At 73.4% G+C, this 19,649-nt stretch carries 24 protein-coding genes and 1 pseudogene; 13 read left to right on the top strand and 12 right to left on the bottom strand.

Annotated features, from left to right (window positions below; genetic code table 11):
- Positions 1-144 precede the first annotated feature (144 nt).
- From prfB to KKR89_RS06060, 9 genes and pseudogenes are all read right to left on the bottom strand, one after another.
- Positions 145-1,260 (bottom strand): peptide chain release factor 2, encoded by a 1,116-nt coding sequence (prfB, locus tag KKR89_RS06100; RefSeq protein WP_208197444.1) that lies wholly within the window; start codon positions 1,258-1,260, stop codon positions 145-147.
- A gap of 39 nt (positions 1,261-1,299) precedes the next feature.
- Positions 1,300-2,184, bottom strand: coding sequence for a universal stress protein (locus KKR89_RS06095; protein WP_208197443.1), 885 nt, complete (start codon positions 2,182-2,184; stop codon positions 1,300-1,302).
- A 98-nt stretch (positions 2,185-2,282) separates the two neighbouring features.
- Positions 2,283-2,699 (bottom strand): pilus assembly protein TadG-related protein, encoded by a 417-nt coding sequence (locus KKR89_RS06090; protein ID WP_208197781.1) that lies wholly within the window; start codon positions 2,697-2,699, stop codon positions 2,283-2,285.
- Positions 2,700-2,785: 86 nt separating this feature from the next.
- Positions 2,786-3,271: a TadE/TadG family type IV pilus assembly protein gene (locus tag KKR89_RS06085; protein ID WP_372438588.1), complete on the bottom strand. Its 486-nt coding sequence runs from the start codon at positions 3,269-3,271 to the stop codon at positions 2,786-2,788.
- Positions 3,268-3,618, bottom strand: a complete 351-nt coding sequence (locus KKR89_RS06080; protein WP_307802240.1) for a TadE/TadG family type IV pilus assembly protein — start codon at positions 3,616-3,618, stop codon at positions 3,268-3,270. Before KKR89_RS06080 ends, KKR89_RS06085 begins: the two co-directional genes overlap by 4 nt.
- A 41-nt stretch (positions 3,619-3,659) precedes the next feature.
- Complete coding sequence (locus tag KKR89_RS06075) at positions 3,660-3,872, bottom strand: hypothetical protein (RefSeq protein WP_208197442.1); 213 nt, start codon at positions 3,870-3,872, stop codon at positions 3,660-3,662.
- A gap of 63 nt (positions 3,873-3,935) precedes the next feature.
- Entirely contained in the window at positions 3,936-4,865 is a 930-nt protein-coding gene (locus KKR89_RS06070; protein ID WP_208197441.1) for a type II secretion system F family protein, read from the bottom strand.
- Positions 4,862-5,722: a type II secretion system F family protein gene (locus tag KKR89_RS06065; RefSeq protein WP_208197440.1), complete on the bottom strand. Its 861-nt coding sequence runs from the start codon at positions 5,720-5,722 to the stop codon at positions 4,862-4,864. The genes KKR89_RS06070 and KKR89_RS06065 overlap by 4 nt, the downstream gene beginning before the upstream one ends.
- A 3-nt stretch (positions 5,723-5,725) precedes the next feature.
- Positions 5,726-6,073 (bottom strand): annotated as a pseudogene (locus KKR89_RS06060) (CpaF family protein); the annotation flags it as partial.
- Positions 6,074-6,161: 88 nt separating this feature from the next.
- Here KKR89_RS06060 and KKR89_RS06055 point away from each other — a divergent pair.
- The 13 genes from KKR89_RS06055 (at position 6,162) to KKR89_RS05995 (ending at position 15,869) form a co-directional block, all read left to right on the top strand.
- A complete protein-coding gene (locus KKR89_RS06055) occupies positions 6,162-7,661 on the top strand; it encodes a recombinase family protein (RefSeq protein WP_208197439.1) in 1,500 nt (499 codons plus the stop codon).
- 1,037 nt (positions 7,662-8,698) lie between these two features.
- Positions 8,699-9,040: a DUF7169 domain-containing protein gene (locus KKR89_RS06050; protein WP_208197438.1), complete on the top strand. Its 342-nt coding sequence runs from the start codon at positions 8,699-8,701 to the stop codon at positions 9,038-9,040.
- A 303-nt stretch (positions 9,041-9,343) separates the two neighbouring features.
- The gene (locus tag KKR89_RS06045) at positions 9,344-10,327 is read left to right on the top strand and encodes a hypothetical protein (RefSeq protein ID WP_208197437.1); all 984 of its coding nucleotides are present in this window, start codon (positions 9,344-9,346) and stop codon (positions 10,325-10,327) included.
- A gap of 120 nt (positions 10,328-10,447) precedes the next feature.
- Positions 10,448-10,717 (top strand): hypothetical protein, encoded by a 270-nt coding sequence (locus tag KKR89_RS06040; RefSeq protein WP_214765739.1) that lies wholly within the window; start codon positions 10,448-10,450, stop codon positions 10,715-10,717.
- 69 nt (positions 10,718-10,786) lie between these two features.
- The gene (locus KKR89_RS06035; protein WP_208197435.1) at positions 10,787-11,536 is read left to right on the top strand and encodes a hypothetical protein; all 750 of its coding nucleotides are present in this window, start codon (positions 10,787-10,789) and stop codon (positions 11,534-11,536) included.
- Positions 11,533-11,670 (top strand): hypothetical protein, encoded by a 138-nt coding sequence (locus tag KKR89_RS06030; RefSeq protein WP_208197434.1) that lies wholly within the window; start codon positions 11,533-11,535, stop codon positions 11,668-11,670. Before KKR89_RS06035 ends, KKR89_RS06030 begins: the two co-directional genes overlap by 4 nt.
- The gene (locus tag KKR89_RS06025; protein WP_208197433.1) at positions 11,660-11,836 is read left to right on the top strand and encodes a hypothetical protein; all 177 of its coding nucleotides are present in this window, start codon (positions 11,660-11,662) and stop codon (positions 11,834-11,836) included. Before KKR89_RS06030 ends, KKR89_RS06025 begins: the two co-directional genes overlap by 11 nt.
- The gene (locus KKR89_RS06020; protein WP_208197432.1) at positions 11,833-12,111 is read left to right on the top strand and encodes a hypothetical protein; all 279 of its coding nucleotides are present in this window, start codon (positions 11,833-11,835) and stop codon (positions 12,109-12,111) included. The genes KKR89_RS06025 and KKR89_RS06020 overlap by 4 nt, the downstream gene beginning before the upstream one ends.
- Positions 12,112-13,282: 1,171 nt before the next feature.
- On the top strand, positions 13,283-13,678 hold the full coding sequence (locus KKR89_RS06015) for an HNH endonuclease signature motif containing protein (protein ID WP_208197431.1): 396 nt from the start codon (positions 13,283-13,285) through the stop codon (positions 13,676-13,678).
- Positions 13,679-13,824: 146 nt separating this feature from the next.
- Positions 13,825-14,184: a hypothetical protein gene (locus KKR89_RS06010; protein WP_208197430.1), complete on the top strand. Its 360-nt coding sequence runs from the start codon at positions 13,825-13,827 to the stop codon at positions 14,182-14,184.
- A complete protein-coding gene (locus tag KKR89_RS06005) occupies positions 14,181-14,489 on the top strand; it encodes a hypothetical protein (protein WP_208197429.1) in 309 nt (102 codons plus the stop codon). Before KKR89_RS06010 ends, KKR89_RS06005 begins: the two co-directional genes overlap by 4 nt.
- Before the next feature lie 76 nt (positions 14,490-14,565).
- Positions 14,566-15,027: a hypothetical protein gene (locus KKR89_RS06000; protein ID WP_208197428.1), complete on the top strand. Its 462-nt coding sequence runs from the start codon at positions 14,566-14,568 to the stop codon at positions 15,025-15,027.
- 332 nt (positions 15,028-15,359) lie between these two features.
- Entirely contained in the window at positions 15,360-15,869 is a 510-nt protein-coding gene (locus tag KKR89_RS05995; protein ID WP_208197427.1) for a hypothetical protein, read from the top strand.
- 575 nt (positions 15,870-16,444) lie between these two features.
- On the opposite strand, the gene KKR89_RS18615 is transcribed toward KKR89_RS05995, so the two are convergent.
- The 3 genes from KKR89_RS18615 to KKR89_RS05980 form a co-directional block, all read right to left on the bottom strand.
- Positions 16,445-16,861 carry a DUF4145 domain-containing protein gene (locus KKR89_RS18615; protein ID WP_208197426.1) on the bottom strand — a complete coding sequence of 139 codons (417 nt, stop codon included), beginning with the start codon at positions 16,859-16,861 and terminating at the stop codon, positions 16,445-16,447.
- Positions 16,756-18,030 carry a CpaF family protein gene (locus tag KKR89_RS05985; protein WP_251141092.1) on the bottom strand — a complete coding sequence of 425 codons (1,275 nt, stop codon included), beginning with the start codon at positions 18,028-18,030 and terminating at the stop codon, positions 16,756-16,758. Before KKR89_RS05985 ends, KKR89_RS18615 begins: the two co-directional genes overlap by 106 nt.
- Before the next feature lie 126 nt (positions 18,031-18,156).
- Entirely contained in the window at positions 18,157-19,620 is a 1,464-nt protein-coding gene (locus tag KKR89_RS05980) for a serine hydrolase domain-containing protein (RefSeq protein ID WP_208197425.1), read from the bottom strand.
- Between the last annotated feature and the right edge of the window lie 29 nt (positions 19,621-19,649).

Here is a 19,649-nt window from a genome sequence, read left to right as displayed (position 1 = left end):
GAGGGTAGGAAGGTCGTCACCCCGACGAGGGCAGGACACGCCGCCCGCACCCCTGTGAATCGGCGGTCTCGTGAACCGGTGTCCGGGTCGTCCCGGTCCGTCCCTGCGCACCCGCCGGACGCTGCCGCGCGGTGCGGCCCGGCGTCAGTCGTCGAGGCCCTGCTGCGCGCGCCGCCAGCGGACGCCCGCCTCGATGAAGTCGTCGATCTCACCGTCGAAGACGGCCGACGGGTTGCCGACCTCGTGCTCGGTGCGCAGGTCCTTGACCATCTGGTACGGCTGCAGGACGTAGGAGCGCATCTGGTCGCCCCAGCTCGCCTTGACGTCGCCGGCCATCTCCTTCTTCGCGGCCCGCTCCTCCTCCTGGCGCTGCAGGAGCAGCCGCGACTGCAGGACCCGCAGCGCGGCGGCGCGGTTCTGGATCTGCGACTTCTCGTTCTGCATGGACACGACGATGCCCGTGGGGATGTGGGTCATGCGGACGGCGGAGTCCGTGGTGTTGACGGACTGCCCGCCGGGGCCGGAGGACCGGAAGACATCGACCTTGATCTCGGACTCGGGGATGTCGACCGAGTCCGTCTGCTCGATGAGCGGGATGACCTCGACGGCCGCGAAGGAGGTCTGGCGGCGCCCCTGGTTGTCGAACGGCGAGATGCGCACGAGGCGGTGCGTACCGGCCTCGACCGACAGGTGGCCGAACGCGTAGGGGGTCTTCACCTCGAAGGTCGCGCTCTTGAGGCCGGCCTCCTCGGCGTAGGAGGTGTCGAGCACCGTCGTGGCGTACCCGTGGCGCTCGGCCCAGCGCAGGTACATGCGCAACAGCATCTCGGCGAAGTCGGCCGCGTCGACGCCACCCGCGCCCGCGCGGATCGTCACGACGGCGTCGCGCTGGTCGTACGGACCCGCGAGCAGGGTGCGGACCTCGAGCTCACCCAGGTCCTTGCGGATGCCGACGAGCTCGGCCTCGGCCTCGGCCAGCGTGTCCTCGTCGTTCTCCTCGGCGGCCATCTGCGCCAGCGTCTCGAGGTCGTCGATGCGCGAGCGGAGCCGGTTGACCCGCTCCAGCTCGGACTGCGCGGCGGACAGCGCGCTCGTCACCTTCTGCCCCTCGTCGGGGTCGTCCCACAGGTTCGGCACCGAGGCCTGGTCGGAGAGCAGAGCGATCTTCGCCTCGAGGGCGGTCGGGTCGCTCACCGTCTCGATCGACTCCAGCGTGGTGCGCAGCTGGCGGAGCTCGGCAGGGAAGTCGGTGGTGGCCACGACCGACCAGGTTACCCGCTCCCTGCGGCCCCGCCCCCGTCAGTCCGGTGCGGCGCGCGAGACCAGGACGGGGCACGACGCCCGCGCCACCAGCCACTGGCTCACGGAGCCCAGCACGAGCCCCGCGAACCCGCCGCGCCCGCGCGTGCCGACCACCAGCAGGTCGGCCTTCTCGGCGTGCCGTGCCAGGACGTGCGGCGCCGGCCCCTCCTCCACGACCCGCTCCACCTGCACCTCGGGGCACCGCTCGCGGAGCCGGGCCGCGGCCGCGTCGACGGCCCCCTCGGCACGCGTCCGCGCGAGGTCCGCGAGCGGCACTCCGGGGTTCTCGCGCAACCAGCCTGCGAGGGATCGGCCACGCGTCGGCTCCTGCCAGCAGGCCACGACCCGCAGGCGCGCACCGGCGCCCGTCGCGTAGCGACCGGCGGCGTCGACGGCCCCCAGGGAGTGGGCCGAGCCGTCCACACCGACGACGACCAGGTCCGTCGCCGCCGGGTCCACCTGCGTCCTGGGGACGACGACGACCGGGCACGGCGCGTGCTGCACCGTGCCGAGCGCGACGGAGCCCAGGAGCACGCCGGACAGCCGGGCCGAGCCGTGCCGGCCCAGCACGATGAGCACCGCACCCTCGGCCCGCCGCACGAGCGCACGCGCCGGTGGACCGTCGTCGAGGACGGCGACCACCTCGAGGCCGGGCTCCGCGAGGCGCGCGACCTCGGCGCCCTCGTCCGCGACCTCCTGCGCACCGGCCCGCACGTACGCGGACGCCGCGCTCAGCGGCGGTGCGTCCAGGTGCCCGGCGAGGCCCCACACGTGGACGACGTTCAGGGGCACCCCGAGCCGCTTCGCGGACCCTGCCGCCCACCGCACCGCTGTCACCGCCTCCGGCGACCCGTCGTACCCCGCGACCACGTGCCCCTCCATGGCGTCCTCCTCGACGCTCGGTGACGCCCCGATCGTCCCGCCGCACGTCGGGAAGGACAACCGGGGGAGGTCGCCCTGGCGCCCCGGTCCGGCGGGGGTCAGGACGCGCGAGCGCTCGCGCCGACGACCAGCTCGATCCCGTCGCTCCACGGCGCCAGCACCCACGTCACGAGCGGTGGACGCGTCAGCGCACCCAGCCGTACGACGGCGGAGCGCCCGTCCGGCGTGGTGGCTTCGAGCACCCGGACGCCGTCCCAGCGTGCCGCCGGCTCGGGGTGGTCGCGCACGTACTCCTCGACCGCGGCACGGACCGTGGCGTCGGTCAGCGGGATCCCGCCGGAGGCGCGGCTCTGGGGCTCACCGAAGTACGTGGTGCTCACCTGGTCCGCGGCGGACAGCGCCGCGAGGTCGGCCAGCGCCAGCAGCCGCTTGCGGTCGAGGTGCACCCCGGTGGCGGCCGTGATGACCAGCACCAGCAGGATCGCGACCACACCGAACCCGAGGGACAGGATCATCACCTGCCCCTCGTCACGCCCCCGCCCCTCGTCACCCGCCCGGGCATCGCCCCGCGCCGCGCGCCGGTGCCCGGCCGGCACGCGCCTCACCGCGCGACCCGGTAGGTGTCGACCGGTGCCACACGCTCCGCGCGCACCGGCACCTCGAGCGGGACGACGTCACCCACGAAGGTCGGCACGAACGGCAGCGGGACCCGCACCTGCACGGTGGCGGCGACCTCGGCGCCGGGGGTCAGGCACGGGTCGGCCGAGCAGCGCACGTCGAGCGCACCGGCGGGGTCGTCGTCGAAGCCCTGGTCCGCGAGCGCGACCCCGACCGCCGTCACCGCACGCGACGCGCCCTGGGCGGCGTCGTCGGCGGCGACGTAGACGCGTGCGGCCTCACGCGCCGCCCCTTCCACCGCGAAGGTCGCCGCCTGGATCCGTCCCAGCACGAGCACGAGGTAGACCGTCGGGACGAGCAGGACCAGCGAGATGCCGAGGAACTCGACGAGCGCGCTGCCCCTGTCCCCGTCGCACCGCTGCCGCAGGGTCGCCCACCACCGCGCCGCGCGGCGCACCGACCCGGTCACGGCTGCTCCACGGGTGCGTGCCCGTCGAGCTCCATCACGCCGCCGGGCCCGAGCAGCCCGACCACGGGCAGCGGGACGCGCACCGTCACCTCGACGAGCGCGAGCCCCGCGGCGTCGACCCGGCGTGCCGTGACGTCCGTGGCGTAGCGCTCGGCGAGCGACGCCCGCAGGAGGTCCGCGGTGCGCTGCGCACCGTCCGCCGGTGCTCGTCCCACCTGCGCGGCGTAGCGCGCGCCCTCGGCGGCCGCGTCGACGCACGTGTTGCGGACGTGCTGGACGAGCGCGAGCTGCAGCACCGACGCGAACAGCACGACCACGAGGCCACCGACGAGCGTGAAGTCGACGATCGCGGACCCGCGGTCCGCGCCGCCCGTCCGCGCCGGTCCTGTCAGGTGCCCGAGCGCGGGCTGACGTCCGAGATCGCGTCGACGAAGAGCCGCTGCAGCGCGTCGCCCGCCACGAACCAGAGCACCGAGACCAGGCCTGCGGTCATCAGCGTGACGAGCACCCAGCCGGGCACGTCTCCGCGGTCCCTGTCGTCCTCCGGCACTGCTGCCGCCCGCTGCGCGAGCGCGCACCACGTTCGAGCCAAGAACCTCATCGTCGACCTCCGTCGTCGTCCGGAGCGCGCCGGTCGGCGCCTCCGCGTGCATCAGGGCCGGGGTCACAGCCCCACCCGCAGGACCACCGCGCTGGGGAAGACGGCGAACAGGACGGTCACCGGGAGGATAAGGAACACCACCGGGACCATCATGAGCACCTCCTTGCGCCCGCCTGTCTGCATGAGCGCGCGGCGCCCCTCCTCGCGCACGTCCTGCGCCTGGGCGCGCAGCACGTCCGCGAGCGGCGAGCCGCGCTCGACGGCGACCGCGACCCCCTCGGCGAAGCGCGCGAGCGCGGGGATCCCCGTCCGGTCGGCGAGCGACTGCAGCGCGGTCGTCAGCGGCGCACCGGCGCGGGCGTCGGCGAGCGTGCGCGCGAGCTCGTCGGCCAGCTCGCCGCGCGTCTGGCGCACGACGCGCTCGAGCGCGCCCGTGGCGCCCTCCCCGGCGCTCACGGCGAGCGCCAGCAGCTCGGTGACGGTCGGCATCTGGGCGAGCAGCCGCGCCTCCCGGCGTGCGACCTGCCGACCCAGCAGCCAGTCGGGTGCGAGCGCGCCCAGGAGGCCGACCACGAGGACCAGCGCGACCAGCGGGACGAGCCCGCCGCCGCGTGTCGCCGCCAGCGTGACGGCGAGGAGCAGTCCCGCGGCGAGCCCGACGACGCCGCAGACGACCTGCTGGGCACGGAACTGCTCGACCGTCTCCGTCCGACCGGCGCGCGACAGCCGGTGCCGCAGCTCGCCCGCGGGCGACCCGATGCGCGCCATGAGCCGCACGCCGTCGGCGAGGAAGGGCGTGGCGAGCCGCTCGACGGTGCCCCACGGCCCCCGGACGGTCTCGATCCGCAGCAGCGAGGACGTGCCGCGCGTGCGCAGGTACGGTCCGACGCGCTGCTCGAGGGAGATCCGCCGCGCGCGCAGCCGCAGCAGGACGAGCACGACCCCGCACCCGCCGAGCAGCCCGATGAGCGCTCCAGTGAGTCCCGGGTTCACCGCAGCACCCGCGGGTCGTCGGGCAGCCGCGCGACGCGCAGCATCAGCCGGTAGGCCAGGACGGTGCTCGCCGCGCCCGCGAGCAGGACCACGGCCCCGGCGGGCGAGTCGTACGCGCGGATCGCCTCGGGCCGGGTGGCGAGCATCGCGAGCACGATCCAGGGCGCCGCGACCGCCATCCGGGCCGCGTAGACGGTCCACCCCTGCCGGGCCTCGATCTCACCGCGCGTGCGCAGGTCGTCGCGCAGGAACGACGACAGCGTGCGCAGCAGCCGCCCGAGGTCGGTGCCCCCGACGTCGCGCGTGAGCCGCAGCGCCTCGATGATGCGGTCGGCGACCGGGTCCGCGAGCCGGTCCTTCAACGCGTCGAGGCTGTCGGTGAACCGGCCGGTGGCGCGGTAGTCCTCGCCGAACCTGCGGAAGGGCGCCCGCAGCTCGGCCGGGCCGCGGTCCCCCAGCTGGGCGACCGCCTCCGGCAGCGACAGCCCGGCCCGGACGCCGGAGGCCAGGTGGTCCACCACGTCGGGCCACAGCTCGCGCGTGCCGGCGAGCCGGCGCCGGGCGCGTCCTCTCACCAGCGTCCACGGCGCGGTGGCGGCGAACGCGCCGAAGCACAGGCTCACCGCCGGCACGGGGACGAGGAGGAACGACACGGCCGCGACCACGAGCCCGAGGAGCCCGCTGACCGCCACGAGCCCGCCGGGGCTCACGCCGGTGACCTCGGCCTGCGTCAGGGTGTCGCGCACGCGCGCCGACCAGCCGTCGCGGCCCCCCTCCACGGTCACGGCGAGCGGCCACCACGACCACCACACGCACGCGAGCCCGGCCCCGAGCAGCAGCCCCACGACGACGCCCACGGGTCAGACCTGCCGCAGCAGGGCGACGACGTCGACGCCGGCACGCGCGAAGCGCTCGGCGTGCGGCGGGAAGCCGTCGCCGCGCACGAGCGCACCGTCCCGCGTCGTGAACACGTCGGCGGTCTCGACGATGCCGGCCTCGACGCGGCCGGGCACCGCGACGACCTCCCGGGTGCGGCGCCGTCCGCGCGCGTCGAGCTCCAGGTGCACGACGAGGTCGACCGACGACGCGACGGTGGGCACGACGAACCGGTCGGAGATGTTCTCGCCCGCGAGCAGCGGCAGCGTGCAGAGCTTGACCAGCGCCTCGCGCGCGGAGCTCGCGTGGATCGTGCACATCGCCGGCACGCCCGGCCGCCGCTAGTGATACAGGCCGGGCAACGCCGGGCGCCGTGGGGACTACTCCCCCGGTGACCCCGACGAACAGGAACCCAGCACCATGCCTGCCACGCAGCACTCCCGCCCACTTCGAGCCAGTCTCTACCTCAGACTCAGCGTCGCGTCCGACGACGAGTCGACCTCAATCGAACGCCAAGAGCGCGACCTCCGTCGCCTCGCAGCCGCCGAAGGCTGGGACGTCGTCTCGGTGCTCATAGACGACGGCATGTCCGGCCGCGCCGCACGAGTGAAGGCGACCGCCGCCGTCGAGGCTCTCCGCAGCGGTGACATCGACGTCCTGGCGGTCTGGAAGTTTGACCGGTTCTCACGCGAGGGCGTCCGCGGCCTCGTGCCCCTTCTCGACGCGCTGGACTCGCGACCCGAGTCGACCTTCGTCGCTCTCCAGGACGGGCTTCGCTCCGGAACGAGCGCATGGGACATGCTCGCCCCGATCCTGGCGACGTTCGCCCGGAGCGAGTCGAACAACACGGCGATCCGCGTTCGTTCGGCGATCGCCAGCAACCGCGCGGCGGGCCGCTGGACCGGTGGTCCCGCGCCGGTCGGATACGCAAGCGCGCCGAACCCCGACGGGCCGGGCCGCGTGCTCATCCCGGCGACCGACGAGGTGCGGTATTTGGTGGAGGCCGCGCGGCGCATCGTGGCTGGCGAGTCCGTATACGCCGTCACGGCGTACATGAACTCGACGCCTTTCCGACCCCGCCGGGCGCCGTCCTGGTCGCTCCAGGCCGTGAAGCAGTCGCTAACGGGCTCGGCGATCGTCGGGCGCGTGACCATCAAGGGCGAGGTGATGCGCGACGCGGACGGGATGCCGCGTCAGGTCTGGGAGCCCGCACTCCCGGTCGACCTTTGGCGCGAGGTGCGCGCGGTACTCGCTGCCCGCGCTGAGTCGTCCAAGCCCGCAGGGACACGCGCCCGTAGCGCGCGATCCCGCCTCCTCTCCGGCGTGGCCGTCTGCGCTTCCTGCGGCGCGCCCCTGTACGTGCGCCAGCAGCAGAACGGGACCCCCGCGTACCGCTGCGCTTCACGCTCCAACGGGCGCCCGTGCGCAGGCGCCGCGAGCGTGACCGCCGAGCGTCTAGAGGAGTTCGTCGTGCGGGAGTTCCTGTCGGCCGTAGGCCGTCTCGCCGTCGTCCATCCCGTCGAGGTCGAGCCTGTGGCTGCCGCTCTCGCCGAGGCCGAAGAGGCTCTCCAGCACCTCGGTAGTCGGCTCGGCAACGCCGACCTCGACGACGCAGACGAGGAGGCACTCCTCGCGCAGCGAAGCACGCTTCGCGCTCGCGTCCGAGCCCTCCGCGCCGAGGCCACAGCGACCCCGCCCGAGGTCCAGTTCCACGAGACGGGCGAAACCTACGCGGAGGTGTGGAGCCGCCTCGCCGACACGTCATCGCGGCGCGACCACCTCATGACCGCGCTCGACTACGTCGCGGTGCACCCCGGCGTCCGGGGCAGGACCGGTCCCCTCGACCGAGCCCGGGTCGAGGTCCGGTGGCGCGGAGAGACCGACCAGGCGAACAACCACGACGATTACAACGCGGCGTGACTGCCCACCGCGAGCACCGCTCGACCTCGTCGTCGCCCCGACGCGCTACCCCGCGCCGGACTGGAGCGCCGACGCGCTCGTCGCCCAGGTCTTCGTGCCCGGCGACGCGATCGTCGGGTGGCTCGTGAGGCAGGGCGACGCGCTCGCGTTCCTCTCGGCTACGCCGCCGGACGCGGAGCACCTCCTCGTCGGGCGATCATCGGCCCCTGCGTGAGGCCCCTCCCGAGCCTCATCGAAGAGGCCCGGACCCTCTGGCGTCTGTGGCCCCCTAGCAATCTCGGAGAGCCCCGTTCCCGGCCCCTGGCCGCGACGGGGCGTCCGCGTACCCCGACCCCTCCGCCTCCCTCGAGAGGGGCCGTCCGACGGACGCGCGGCGAGGCGCTCCCCGCTCGGCGCCGCGGCGAGCCGTGTCGACGTCGGCCCCGAGCGCCGGGGGGCGCCGGGGAGGGGTACCCGTGGTGAAGAGTTCGCGATGGGGCGTGTTGCACATGCATCTCTAGTTCCTTCATAGAGAGAGAGCCGCCCTAGAGAAGAGACCTGGAGGGCATGTGCAACACGCCCCATGTCCAACTCTTCACCACCGAGCCGACCGGCCGCCGCACTCTTCAAGGCACAGCGCGCGCGTCCTGCCGCGATCGGGCGAGTGCTCCGCGCCCTCGGCGTCGCCGCCTACCTGCTTCACCCGCGCCAGCGGGCAACGTGAGAGGCCCGCCCGCTTCCGTCCGGCTCCGGGCAACGCCCGGGTTACTACCTCTACGGGGGGGTAACCCCACACCCCACACGCCACACGCCCCGAGAGGAGCCGCCATGACCGACCGTCGCTGTCTCCAGTGCGCCCGAGACCTCGCGGGCCGCGACGCCCGCGCCCGGTACTGCTCCGGGACGTGTCGCCGCAACGCAGGGCATCTTCGTGAGCGCGCAGCGCTTCAGGTGCTGCGCCGCGGAGACGCCGACTCGCTGCCTGAGGCGCTCGCGTACGTCGCGACCCTCGACGCCGTCGTCGCCCTCCTGGTCGCCCACCACACCGAGGAGCCCGCATGACCGCCGTCACCGATGCCCGCACCGCCCTCGGCGACCTCGTGCTCACCGCCCGCTCGCTCGCGCTCCGCCTGGAGGACGCCGAGGCCGTCCAGTGGCAGGCCGCCCCGCGGCAGCGCCCCCGGGACGACACGACCGAGCGGAGCAAGGGCGCCCCGCCGAACGACCCGACGTCCGCGACCGTGCTCGACGACGCCCGGCTCGTCCTCCGGGCCGCGGTCCGGCGCGGAGAGCGTGCCCTCGGCGCCGCGATCGACGCGACCGCCGCCGCGGAGCGCGAGGTCGATCGCGCCCTCGACGCCTGGCAGGGCATCGACCCCGCTCCCGCCGCCGCCGCGTAGCGGACGCCTCGCGGCGCCCGTCTGCGAACTCGTGGGCAACAAAGCCGCTAGCCCGAGCCACTTCCTCGACGTCACATCGACGCTGCCGGGACTGATCCCCTGGCGGCTGGTCCTGTCCCGGGCCGAGGGCGGATGCGCCTCCCTGACACGTTGCGAAGACCTCACGGCTAGTCACCGTGAGCGAGCGCGTGCCAGGGGGCGTCTTCGCGCGTTCGGGCTGGGGCAGACGACACGCGATCTCCCTGACCCGGCGATCCCTCACAGAGAGCCCAGAGACCGATGCGAACTCGAACCCTCTATGACGTGCACGGCCCCACAGTCGCCGGGCGCGGCGTACCCGACCCGCTGACCCTGGGACGTGACGTCGCCCAACGGCTCGCCCAGGACGGGCACCGCCTCCACGACGAGGCGCTGCGGCCGACCTCCCTGCGAGCCGACGACGACGGCATGCTCGCCGCCGTCACGGTGGCGGAGTTCCGCGAAACCGTCCGCGAGGTCGCTGTCGCAGTCCTGCGCGCCGCAGCCGACGCCGAGCCCGCTCGCGCCCGGCGCCCGTGGGACGCAGCGAACCTCCTCGCCCGCCGAGCGGCGGGGCACACCCGCTACCTCTGGGCCGTCCGCACGGCCACCGCCAACGCGCTCCCGGCACCCACCGACGCCGAGCACGAGACCGACCGACACGCCCGCGCCCGGCGCACCGCAGCCCGCGCCGAGGCCGCAGCCACCGCTGCCACCTCAAACGCCCGCCACCGCACCGTGCGCCTCTCCCCGGTAGAGGTCGCCCGCCCGTTGGTAGCCAAGTGGGCCGCGACGCTCCCCACTGGCCGCCACCGCCTGCCCGACGTCTGGGCCGCATGGGGCGCCGCGGTCGAGCGCACGGCCCCCGGCCCGCGGCGCGACGCCCTCGACATGATCGGGCGGACCACCTTCTACGCGCTCCTGAGCGACGGCGCCGACGTCCGCACCGGCCACGCGCGAAGCCGCGTCCTCGTCGTCCCCGCTGTCCCCGAGGAGCCCACCGTGACCGCAAGCCCGACCGTCGCGGCGATCCGTGTCGAGGCCGACGCCACCCACGAACTCGCTGACGCCCGCTACGCCGCCGCCGACGCCACGAACGCGCTCACCGACGCCGAGGAGCGCGCGTTCGACCTCCTGGAGCGCCAGCGTGCCGCATGGGCCGTGGGCGACCGGCTCGGCGCACTCCGCGCCCAGAGCGAGCGCCACACCGCGCCCGGTGCGACGGTCCTCGACTTCGAGGCAGCACGCGCCCGCCGGGCCGCAGCGTGAGGCCGCCTACCGGGGCCATACGGGACGCGCCCCGCGGCTGGGCGCTCGTGAACTTGCGTCCCGGCGTCTCCGCGCTCGTCCGCACGTCCCCGACCGCTCGCCCGCTAGGAGTCCCGTCCCGTGGATCGCTTCGCCCCGCACCCCAGCGCCCGACTCCACGCGCCCGTCGGCGCCGATGACGTGTTCCTCATCGCGCGGCCGCCTCGTCATGTGGCACCCGGGCACGTCGAGGTGTCTTACGTCGCCGAAGGCGACTACCTGCGCTCGTGCGTCATGGCGACCGCGAAGGCCGACGCGCTCGTCGCCCGCGGCGCGCGCGTGACCCGGCTTCGGCACGCCGACGGACGCATGGAACGACCACAGCACCGCTCGCCGCTCACCCCCGGCTGACCCGCCGCCACGGGGGCGGCCTCCCTCCCGACCGTCCCTCCTCTCCCTCCAGCAGCAAAGGAACCACCCGTGCCCTCCACGCCGTCCCCTCGCGCCGCCTCGGCGCTCTTCCCGCCCGACACGCGCACCGCTCCGCAGGCGTACACCGGCTACCCGCGGCCGACGATCTACGTTCCTGCCGAAGCGATCGCGAACATGACTGCTGTCGACCGGACCGCGCTGACGGCCAAGGCCACCGACAACCTCCTGACCTCCACGCCCGGCGCCACCGAGGCGCGCGACGTTTGGTTGGCCGCACGCGAGGCACTCGGGGAGGCCCGTGCCGCGCTCGCCGCGACGCAGGGCGAACACGTGGAGGAGTTGCGTCACGACGGCACCACCCAGATGCGGCGCGACGCGATCTACGACCTCATCGAGCCCCACGAGCAGGCCGTCAGGCGCGCCGAGGCTGAGACCGTGCGCGCACACCGCGGCTACCTGACCGTCGTATTCGCGGTCGACGAGGCCACCCGCACCGCTCGTGCCGACACCGCGATCGACGCTGTCCCGGCGGCGCACGCCGCGGCCGTCGAGGCCCTGGCGACCCTGGAGCAGGCGCTCGCCGTACGCGAGCGAGGACACGCGCTGGCCGGGTACCCAGCGCGCCAGTGGCACGGCGAGCGTGGGCATCGCCTGACGCACTGGTCGCTGTCGCCGGTCGTGCCTCACCGAGGATTCCCGGACTTCGCGCTTACCCGCGTCATCGACGACCTGCGCACGATCGTCAACGGCTTCCCGGCACACGTGTTCGAGACCGACGACCAGGAGGCGACCGCGTGACCCTCTCCTTCGAATCCATCGAGGCCACCGTCGCCGAGGTCATCGCCGAGCACGGCACCGCGGCGCAGCGCGCCGAGGCTGCCGAGCGCGCGGCCCTGGACCGCGTCGCCGAGGAGGCCCTCCGTGGCCGCTGACGTCGCCCTACCCGCCCGATTCGGCAGCCTGCCCGCGTCCGCGGCGCGGATCGTGCGCCGCGGCGCTGCCGCGCGCGGCGTCGACCCTGCCGAGTTCTATGCCCTCGTCGTCGCGCGCTCTCGCGCGGTCGGCGCCCCCGCCTCGACCGAGGAGGCCCGCTCGTGAAGACACACCGCCAGCACCCGAGGAGCAGCCCTCGCGCGGCCCACCTCTCACCGCGCGACCGGCACCTCTCGACTTACGGCGACACCTACGGCCGCGAACGCATCGCCGGGGCCGAGCCCGCCGTCGCGCATTCGCGCGCGACTCATGCGGCCGCCAAGGCATCGCCCTGGCAGCATGACGACGCGCCGACGATCCGTCTCGCCGAGGCTCGCGAATGCGAGCAACTGCTCTCCGGGCGCGTGCTCGTCGGCCCGCTGGTCGGACTCAGACCGTGAGGAGGCTCGCGCTCATCCCCGGTCACTCGTCGGTTTCTACCCCGCCCACCGAGCGGCGGCCGACCTTCCCCCGAACCGTGGTCGTGCACAGCCCCGCAGAACCGGGCGGCGCACCGCACGTCGCCCCCGTGGCGTCAGCGACGCTGCCGGAGGCTCCACGCGAGCCGCGGGACTGTGAGGGATGCAGAGCCCGACGTCAGGCGCTTCCGCTCCGGCGGTCGCGCACACGATCGCCTCGCCGCGGGGACCGGGCCGCGGGGCTCCGCAGCACGGGTGCCCTCGGCCCGCCGAGCCCGGAGCGTCGACGACAGGTGAGCGCGGGAGCACGGTGGCCCGAGGCCCCGCGCGTCTCCTGTCCGCCCGGCCCGTTTGTGCGGCTCACGCTGCCTGACACCCCACCCACCCCGCCGGGCGAGCGCGACGCCGCGCCCCGGCCCGCCCTCGGGTGGCGTTCCTCCCTCGCAGAATAGAGCGCCACCCGAGGGCTTTGTCGTCCCCTGGAGGTGGCGCGCATGGCATGGGGGACCGCGAGCACGAGCGCCCGAGCAGCGCGCCTACCGAGCGACTGGACGACCCGCCGCGTGCGGGTGCTGAGGCGTGACGCCTACCGCTGTCAGGCCCGCGACTCGCAGGGCTCACCGTGTGGTGAGCCTGCCAATCAGGCGGACCACATCGTGCCCGGCGACGATCACTCACTCGGCAACCTCCAGGCCCTGTGCCGCTGGCACCACGCACGCAAGAGCAGCGCGGAGGGGGCCGCCGCACGCAAGCCCCGCCCCACACAGGTCCGCGACCCCGAGCCTCACCCCGGCCTAATAGGCAACGGGTAGGCCCCACCTACGCACTGCCTCGGCATGGAGAATCACACGTGCGAGACGTGCGGGCAGGCATGGCAGCGCAAGCCCACGAAGGGGCAGCGCCCGAAGTCATACCCGGCGTGCCGTACCTCTTCGGGTGCTCGGCGTCGGCGCATGCGGTGCGGCGTGTGCGGTGCGGCGTGTGCGGTGCCGAGTTCGTGTCGTCCCGTCCCGGCGTTCGCGGACAGGTGCGCGTGTGCTCTGACAGGTGCAAGGCGCTTGTCCGCGGCGGGGGCCTAGGGCGCTACCCAAGCCGTCAGGATTTCGAGCGCGAGACCCGCCCGCCGTACCTCCCCCAACGGAGCATGCGCAGCATGGCCGCGAGCGGGGACGCGCGCGCCGTAGTGGCGTGGGCGAAGCACCGCTCGGCCCGGCGCCCCGGCGGGTGCTGGGAGTGGGTCGGCATGGTCAACCGCGACGGCTACCCCACGACGAGCAAGGGTGCCCCCTACCGCTTCGTCTACACCGCCACCCGCGGACCTATCCCGACCGGCGACCACGTACATCACGCCTGTGGCAACCGCCTATGCGTGAGCCCCGCACACCTCCGCCTCGCAACGGCCCGCGAGAACATCGCCGAGATGCTCACCCGACGCGCGTACGACGCACGCCTCGCCGAGGCCGATGCGATATACGCCCTGGTGCTCGCCCTAGGCGACGCCGTCCCGCCCGCCCTTCGCGAGCGGGTCGCACGGGCGTCCAGCGTCTAGGGGTGGGGCACCACCTCCCCACCCGGGGGGGTCGCCGCCCCGAAGTGGCATAGCGCCTGCCTGTGCGTGCCGGCATGCCCCCTGTTTTTCCACCGACACGCGACCACCCTCATCGCGCGTCCACACGACCCCGTTTCGGAGCCACATTGACCACCGACGACCAGCCCTACCCCGACCACTGGTCCGCCGCCGCCCGCGACGCCGTCGAGGAGGTGCTCGAGGTCCGGGGCGACCTCGCCGGAGCGGACCTCGCAGCCCTTACCCAGGTCGCCGACCTCATCACCGCCGCCGACGCCCTTGCCTCCGCGGCACGCGCGGACGGGTACACGACCGCTGGCTCGACGGGTCAGACCGTCGTGCACCCGGCGATCATCGAGGCCCGGCTCGCCCGCACCGCCGCGGCGTCGATCCTTGCCCGGCTCGCCTCACCGAGCGCGGGCACCGGAGCAATGACCTCGACGGCCCGAGCCCGCACCGCAGCCCGCGCCCGATGGGCGACGCGGTGAGCCACGGTCTGCGCTCACGCCGGACCGCACAGGCCGTCGCCCGCGGCGTGGTGCCACTGCGCCCCACGACGCAGACGCCGCACGACGTCGGTGAGCCCGAGCCGAGCCCGCCGCCCGTGTTCCACCCGCACGCCCCGCCATTCGACCCGATCGACTGGCCCGGCCCAGATCCGGCGCTCGCGTACGCCCGGGCTGTCGGCCCCCGCCTCGGCCTCCAGTATCCCGGCCCGCTCGCCGCCGCCGCACGCTTCGCGGCGACTCGCGCCGGGCTCGTGAGCGACACGAACGCCCAGACGTTTCAGTGACGGTCAGCGCGCGACTGGCGACGACGATCCAGCGGTCCCCCCTCCGCTCCCGGGCGGTTGACGCTACCGTCGCGCGATGACCCCAGAGTTGTGGATCGCGCTCTCGTCCGCACCACTCGCCCTCGTCGGTGTGTGGCTCGGGGCGTGGCTTACCGCCCGACACTCCGTAGCGCAGCGCCGCGCCGATGTACTACGCGACGCCTTTGGACGGTACCTCGCAGCATGCGCGGCGTGGACGTCTCTAGGCGATTTCCACACCGAATCGACCCGAATTGTGAAGCCCCCTCCAGAGGCCCTCGCCGATGCACAACCTGCTCTCCAGGTTCTCCACATTCTTGCCCCAGACGTTGCCATCCCAGCAGGCAAGTATCTGGCAATGCTCGAAAATATCGTCGAGTTCGCCCATCCCAACCTTCCCCACACGGATGGTGTCGTCGGCGATGAGGCCCGCATTGATATTCAGGCACGCATGGTCAAGGGTAGTGACGAACAAAAGCGCGCCGTTCTCATTGCCATGCGCCGAGCGCTTAACTCCTGACGCGGCGTCGGACCGCCCGCGCGCGGACACGCGGGTTCAACCGAAGTCACCTAGGCGCCTCGTCCCGCGGAGGTCGCCCGGGAGGTCGGTTCCGTCGGCGCTTCTGGGTTGGCGTTCCCGACGCACCACCTCGACGACCCGCCCGCCGCACGGCCGACGATCATGTCGACCGCGACCTCAACAGCGCCGCCCGTGCTCGCCTAAGCCGCCACGACCCGAGCCCCGCCCTCTCCCGTAACCTGAGAGGGCCGGGGCTTTCGTCGTTTACACGCTGCGGCGCGTCGCTCGTTGGCTGGCCGAGCCGGGGGCGGCACTAACGCTAGCGTCGCCGCATGGACGAATCGCTCTGGAGCACCGTCACAGGCATTGCGGCCCTTGTCGCGCTCGTGGTTGCAGCGGTGGCAGCGAAGTTCACGCGCGACCAACGAGACTCCGCCCGAGATAGCGTCAAGGTGGCTAACGCCGCGACGGAAGCGAGCGAACGCCAGGCGTCCGCCGCAGAGGAGCAACTGAACATCATGAGGGCTGAGCGCGCGGATGCACTCGACCTACGGGCGGCCCAGCCCACATGGGCCATCGAGCACCACTCGGGGGACCTGTACATCCTGACCAACGTCGGCGGTCGGGAGGTCATGAGCGTCACCGTGACGCCCCCTCCCAATTCTTCCCCGAGCAACCTTCGGTCTTGTGACCGCGTCGCAGCGGGTGGCTCAATCGAGGTCATCACTGCAGCGACCGAGGCGACTCCGGGTCCGGCCTCTTGCGTCGTCGAATGGCTGGACGCAGCACATTCTGATGCGCCGGAGACACAGAGGCTCATCCTTCCGCCGAAGAGCCGTTAACGACGGGCATCGCGAGGGGCCACCGACGATCGGGTCTACCCGCCGGGTCCGGGTGGCCGTTGCTCGTCGAGCCACTTCACCACCTGCACCGATCGGGGTAGGGCCAGCCGAACCACTGGAGCGCGGTCCAGAATCTCCACGACACCCGGGACGACGACGTAGAAACCGAGCGCCCACGCCCGACCGAGCGCCTCGCGCATCGGCGCCCCACCCCCGTTCACCCACCCGAGCCGCGCGCCGTCCAGGTAGACCGCGACCGCCCCCGGCCAGTCCGAGGGCGGCGCCTCTGGGCTGAGCGACACCGTGACCGCCTGACCCGCTCGCGCCCACGGAGCGCCCTAGAGGTTCCACGCGCCCTGCCCTACCGGTGAGCCGTGCGGAAAAGTGTCACAGCCCTCAAGATCGACACGCGCCGCCGCCCAGGCGCGCCGACGGCGGCAGGCCCGACCAAAGCCACCAAATCGTGACCGCTCGTGTGCCCATACAGCCCGGCTACGGGCGAGCCACGATCATCCAGCGAATGACGGCCGGTCCGAGCGCTAGGGCACCTCAGGAACCTTGTGTCAGGCAGCCCGTCAGGACTCTGGCGACGAGACAGTTCCGTCTCGCCGCGCGATCGCCTCACGAGACCCCCCGGGCAGTGAGTCGAACAGTCGGTCGACCTCCGCCTTTCGGACGATCACCTGTTCCACGATGAGGTTTAGCAGCGTGAACATCGCCGGGACCGGTGTCACGTCCCCGCCCATCTCGATTAGACCGGGGTGCACTGCGTTGTTCCCGATAACGCGGACGACGTCCATCGCCCGCGCGACCTCCTGACTGAGTCCGCGGGCTACGAGACGGCCAATCTTGACGTCGAGTGTCCCATTGCCGGGCTCTAGGTCGTTTATGAGGACTTGCAGCGCAAGCCTGAGTAGCGCGGCAGCGCTTCGAGGCGAGACAGCCGAGACCTCTCGCGCTTCCTCGAATATGCGTCGCACGTCGTCCGGCATGCCGTCCAGTGGCGCCGAGCCCTGACGGACCCCGGAGGGCACGACCATACGTTCATCGGCCCACACGCTCCACCGCTGGCAGTGCGTGCACTTTGCCGCATCAAAATTGTCGTGCCAAAACTGTCCCATTTTCTCGTCCTGGAGCAGGACGCCCGACCAGTGTTGCGCCGCATAGGCGTCGCAGAACGGGCAGTTGAACGCGGTCTCCTGGAACTCCGGCGACTTTGACGGCATGCCGTCGATGGTACGACCTGCGACGGGCGACATGTGTCACTATTGAGCACCGGCACGCCGCTGTTGAGGGCGATGAGCAGGTCGAGCGCCTCCGCCTCACGGACCTCACCGACGAGCAGCCGGTCGGGACGCATCCGCAGCGCCTCCTTGACCAGGCGCCGCAGCGTGATCTCACCGGTGCCCTCCAGGTTGGCCTGCCGCGTCTGCATCGCGACCCAGTCCCGGACCGCCGGCCGCAGCTCGAAGACCTCCTCGCAGCTGATGACCCGCTCGCGCGGCGGCACCGCGCCGACGAGCGCGTTGAGCATGGTCGTCTTGCCCGCCTGCGTGGCCCCGGAGACCAGCACGTTGAGACCGACACGGACCGCGGCCTGCAGGAACGCCGCGGCCTGCGGGGTCAGCGACCCGAGGCCGACCATGTCCTGCATGCTCGTCGCGCGCACGACGTACTTGCGGATGTTCACGGACCAGTGCCGCCGCGTGACGTCCGGGATGACGGCGTGCAGGCGCTCCCCGCCCGGCAGGGACGCGTCGACGAACGGGCTGGACAGGTCCAGCCGGCGCCCGGAGACCTTGAGCATCTGCTCGACGAGGTCACGGACCTGCGCGTCGGTGAGGATCGTCGTCGTCAGCTCAGGCTCGCCGCGCCGCGCGACGAAGACCTGGGACGGCGAGTTGATCCAGATCTCCTCGACCTCGTCGTCGTCGAGGTAGCGCTGCAGCGGTCCCAGCCCGGCCACCGCGTCCACGACCGCCTTGTGCGCGGCCGCCGTGTCCCCCAGCTGCGGGACCGACCCCAGCAGCGAGCGCTCGTCGTAGTCCGCCATGGCGGCGTGCACGAGCGCGACGACGCCCGCGCGGTCGCGCACGGGGTCGACCCCGCGGCGCCGGATGAGCTCGCGGACCTCGCTCTCGAGGATCGCCACGCCGTCCACGTCCACCCCCGCTCCCGGTGCAGCGGACGACCGATGCCGGGTTCGTCCGTTTCGGGAGTGACGGTAGGGCATCGGCCGGGCGCCCGTGGAACTTCGTCCACAGGACAGAACGGACGGGTGACACCGTCACCCCTGAAGGCGCAGCGGGACCTCCCCCGACGACGTCACGCCGTAGCCCACGTTCTGCTCGGCGGCCAGCGTCGCCGTGCCGTCGGACGCGACACGCACCGTCGCGGTCCAGCGGAACGGCGTGGTCACAGCGCGCACCGTGACCCGGTAGGCGCCGGCCTCGGGACGGTCCGCGGACGCCAGGGTGAGCAGGTCGCGCGGCGGGCCGCCGTGCCCGCTGGGCAGCGTGACGGTCTGCGCGGCCCAGTCGCCGTGGCCCGCGCGGAGCGGGACGTCACCGTCGGCCGTGCGCACGACGAGGGTGTCCTCGTCGGGCCCGACGTCGATCCGCACGCCGTGCACCGGCCCGACGGGTCGCTCGAGCACGAGGTCGCGCCCGGCGAGCGCGCCGACCCCGTCGCCCACGGAGCCGGCGGGCGCCGGGTGCGCGAGGCCCGCGAGCCGACGCACCAGGGCCCCGTGCGCGGCCGGGTCGGACGGCAGCGCGTCGGCCGACAGGTGCGCCAGCAGGTCCCACACCCGGTCCAGGACCCCCTGCATGTCCAGGTCGCCCGACGTCATCGCGACCACGAGGTCCTGGTCCGGCACCACGACGCAGAACTGGCCGAACGCGCCGTCGCCCCGGAAGGCCCCGTGGCGGCAGCGCCACAGCTGGTAGCCGTAGCCCTGGTGCCACTCCGGCGGCCCGTCGCCGTCCTGCTCGGGCACCGACGGACCGCCGTCGGCCGAGGCCTCGGCGACCCAGCCGGCGGGCAGGACCCGCACGCCGTCGACCACGCCGTCCTGCGCGAGCAGCACCCCCAGGGCCGCGATGTCGCGCGTGCGCAGCGCCAGCCCGAACCCGCCCATGTCGACGCCGCGCGGGCACTGCTCCCACGTCGCGCCCGTGATCCCGAGCGGCTCGAACAGGCGTGGCCGCAGGTAGTCGAGCAGCCGCTGCCCCGTGAGCCGGGTGACGATCGCGGACAGCATGTAGGTCGCCGCGGTGTTGTAGACGAACCAGCTCCCCGGCTCGTGCTCGACGGGCAGCGACAGGAACGCCCGCACCAGGTCGTCGCCCGCGAAGGTGCGCGAGCTCGCGTCGTCGTGGTGGCCGGTGCGCATCGTCAGCAGGTGGCGCACCCGCATCGCGGCGAGGTGCGGCGACGGCTCGTCGGGTGCCTCGTCGCCGAAGAACGACAGGACCGGGTCGTCGAACGTGAGCAGCCCCTCCTCCCGGGCGAGCCCGACCGCGATCGCGGTGAAGGTCTTCGACAGGGAGTACAGGTCGTGCGGCAGGTCCGGGCCGTACGGGGCCCACCAGCCCTCGGCCACCACGGCGCCCCGACGGACGACCATGACGGAGTGGGTCTCGTCGTGCGCGTCGAGGGCGTCGACGAGCGCGAGGAGCGCGGCCGACGGCACACCGACCTCCTCGGGTGCGCGTCGGGGCAGGTCGCGGGCCTCGGAGGTGTGCGTCATGCCCGCATCATCGCCGGACGTTGCGACGA

This window comes from Cellulomonas dongxiuzhuiae, assembly GCF_018623035.1.
GTDB classification, from domain to species: Bacteria; Actinomycetota; Actinomycetes; order Actinomycetales; family Cellulomonadaceae; genus Cellulomonas; species Cellulomonas dongxiuzhuiae.
The sequence above is the reverse complement of the archived record's forward strand: the minus strand, read 5'-3'. Positions and strand labels throughout refer to the sequence as shown.

Bases quoted from the DNA above. Each gene is read 5' to 3' on its own strand.
- KKR89_RS06090 (WP_208197781.1), bottom strand. From the start codon at position 2,699: ATGATCCTGTCCCTCGGGTTCGGTGTGGTCGCGATCCTGCTGGTGCTG.
- KKR89_RS05995 (WP_208197427.1), top strand. From the start codon at position 15,360: ATGGACGAATCGCTCTGGAGCACCGTCACAGGCATTGCGGCCCTTGTC.
- KKR89_RS06000 (WP_208197428.1), top strand. From the start codon at position 14,566: ATGACCCCAGAGTTGTGGATCGCGCTCTCGTCCGCACCACTCGCCCTC.
- KKR89_RS18615 (WP_208197426.1), bottom strand. From the start codon at position 16,861: ATGCCGGACGACGTGCGACGCATATTCGAGGAAGCGCGAGAGGTCTCG.
- KKR89_RS06095 (WP_208197443.1), bottom strand. From the start codon at position 2,184: ATGGAGGGGCACGTGGTCGCGGGGTACGACGGGTCGCCGGAGGCGGTG.
- KKR89_RS06055 (WP_208197439.1), top strand. From the start codon at position 6,162: ATGCCTGCCACGCAGCACTCCCGCCCACTTCGAGCCAGTCTCTACCTC.
- KKR89_RS06015 (WP_208197431.1), top strand. From the start codon at position 13,283: ATGGCCGCGAGCGGGGACGCGCGCGCCGTAGTGGCGTGGGCGAAGCAC.
- KKR89_RS05980 (WP_208197425.1), bottom strand. From the start codon at position 19,620: ATGACGCACACCTCCGAGGCCCGCGACCTGCCCCGACGCGCACCCGAG.
- KKR89_RS06050 (WP_208197438.1), top strand. From the start codon at position 8,699: ATGACCGCCGTCACCGATGCCCGCACCGCCCTCGGCGACCTCGTGCTC.
- KKR89_RS06075 (WP_208197442.1), bottom strand. From the start codon at position 3,872: ATGAGGTTCTTGGCTCGAACGTGGTGCGCGCTCGCGCAGCGGGCGGCA.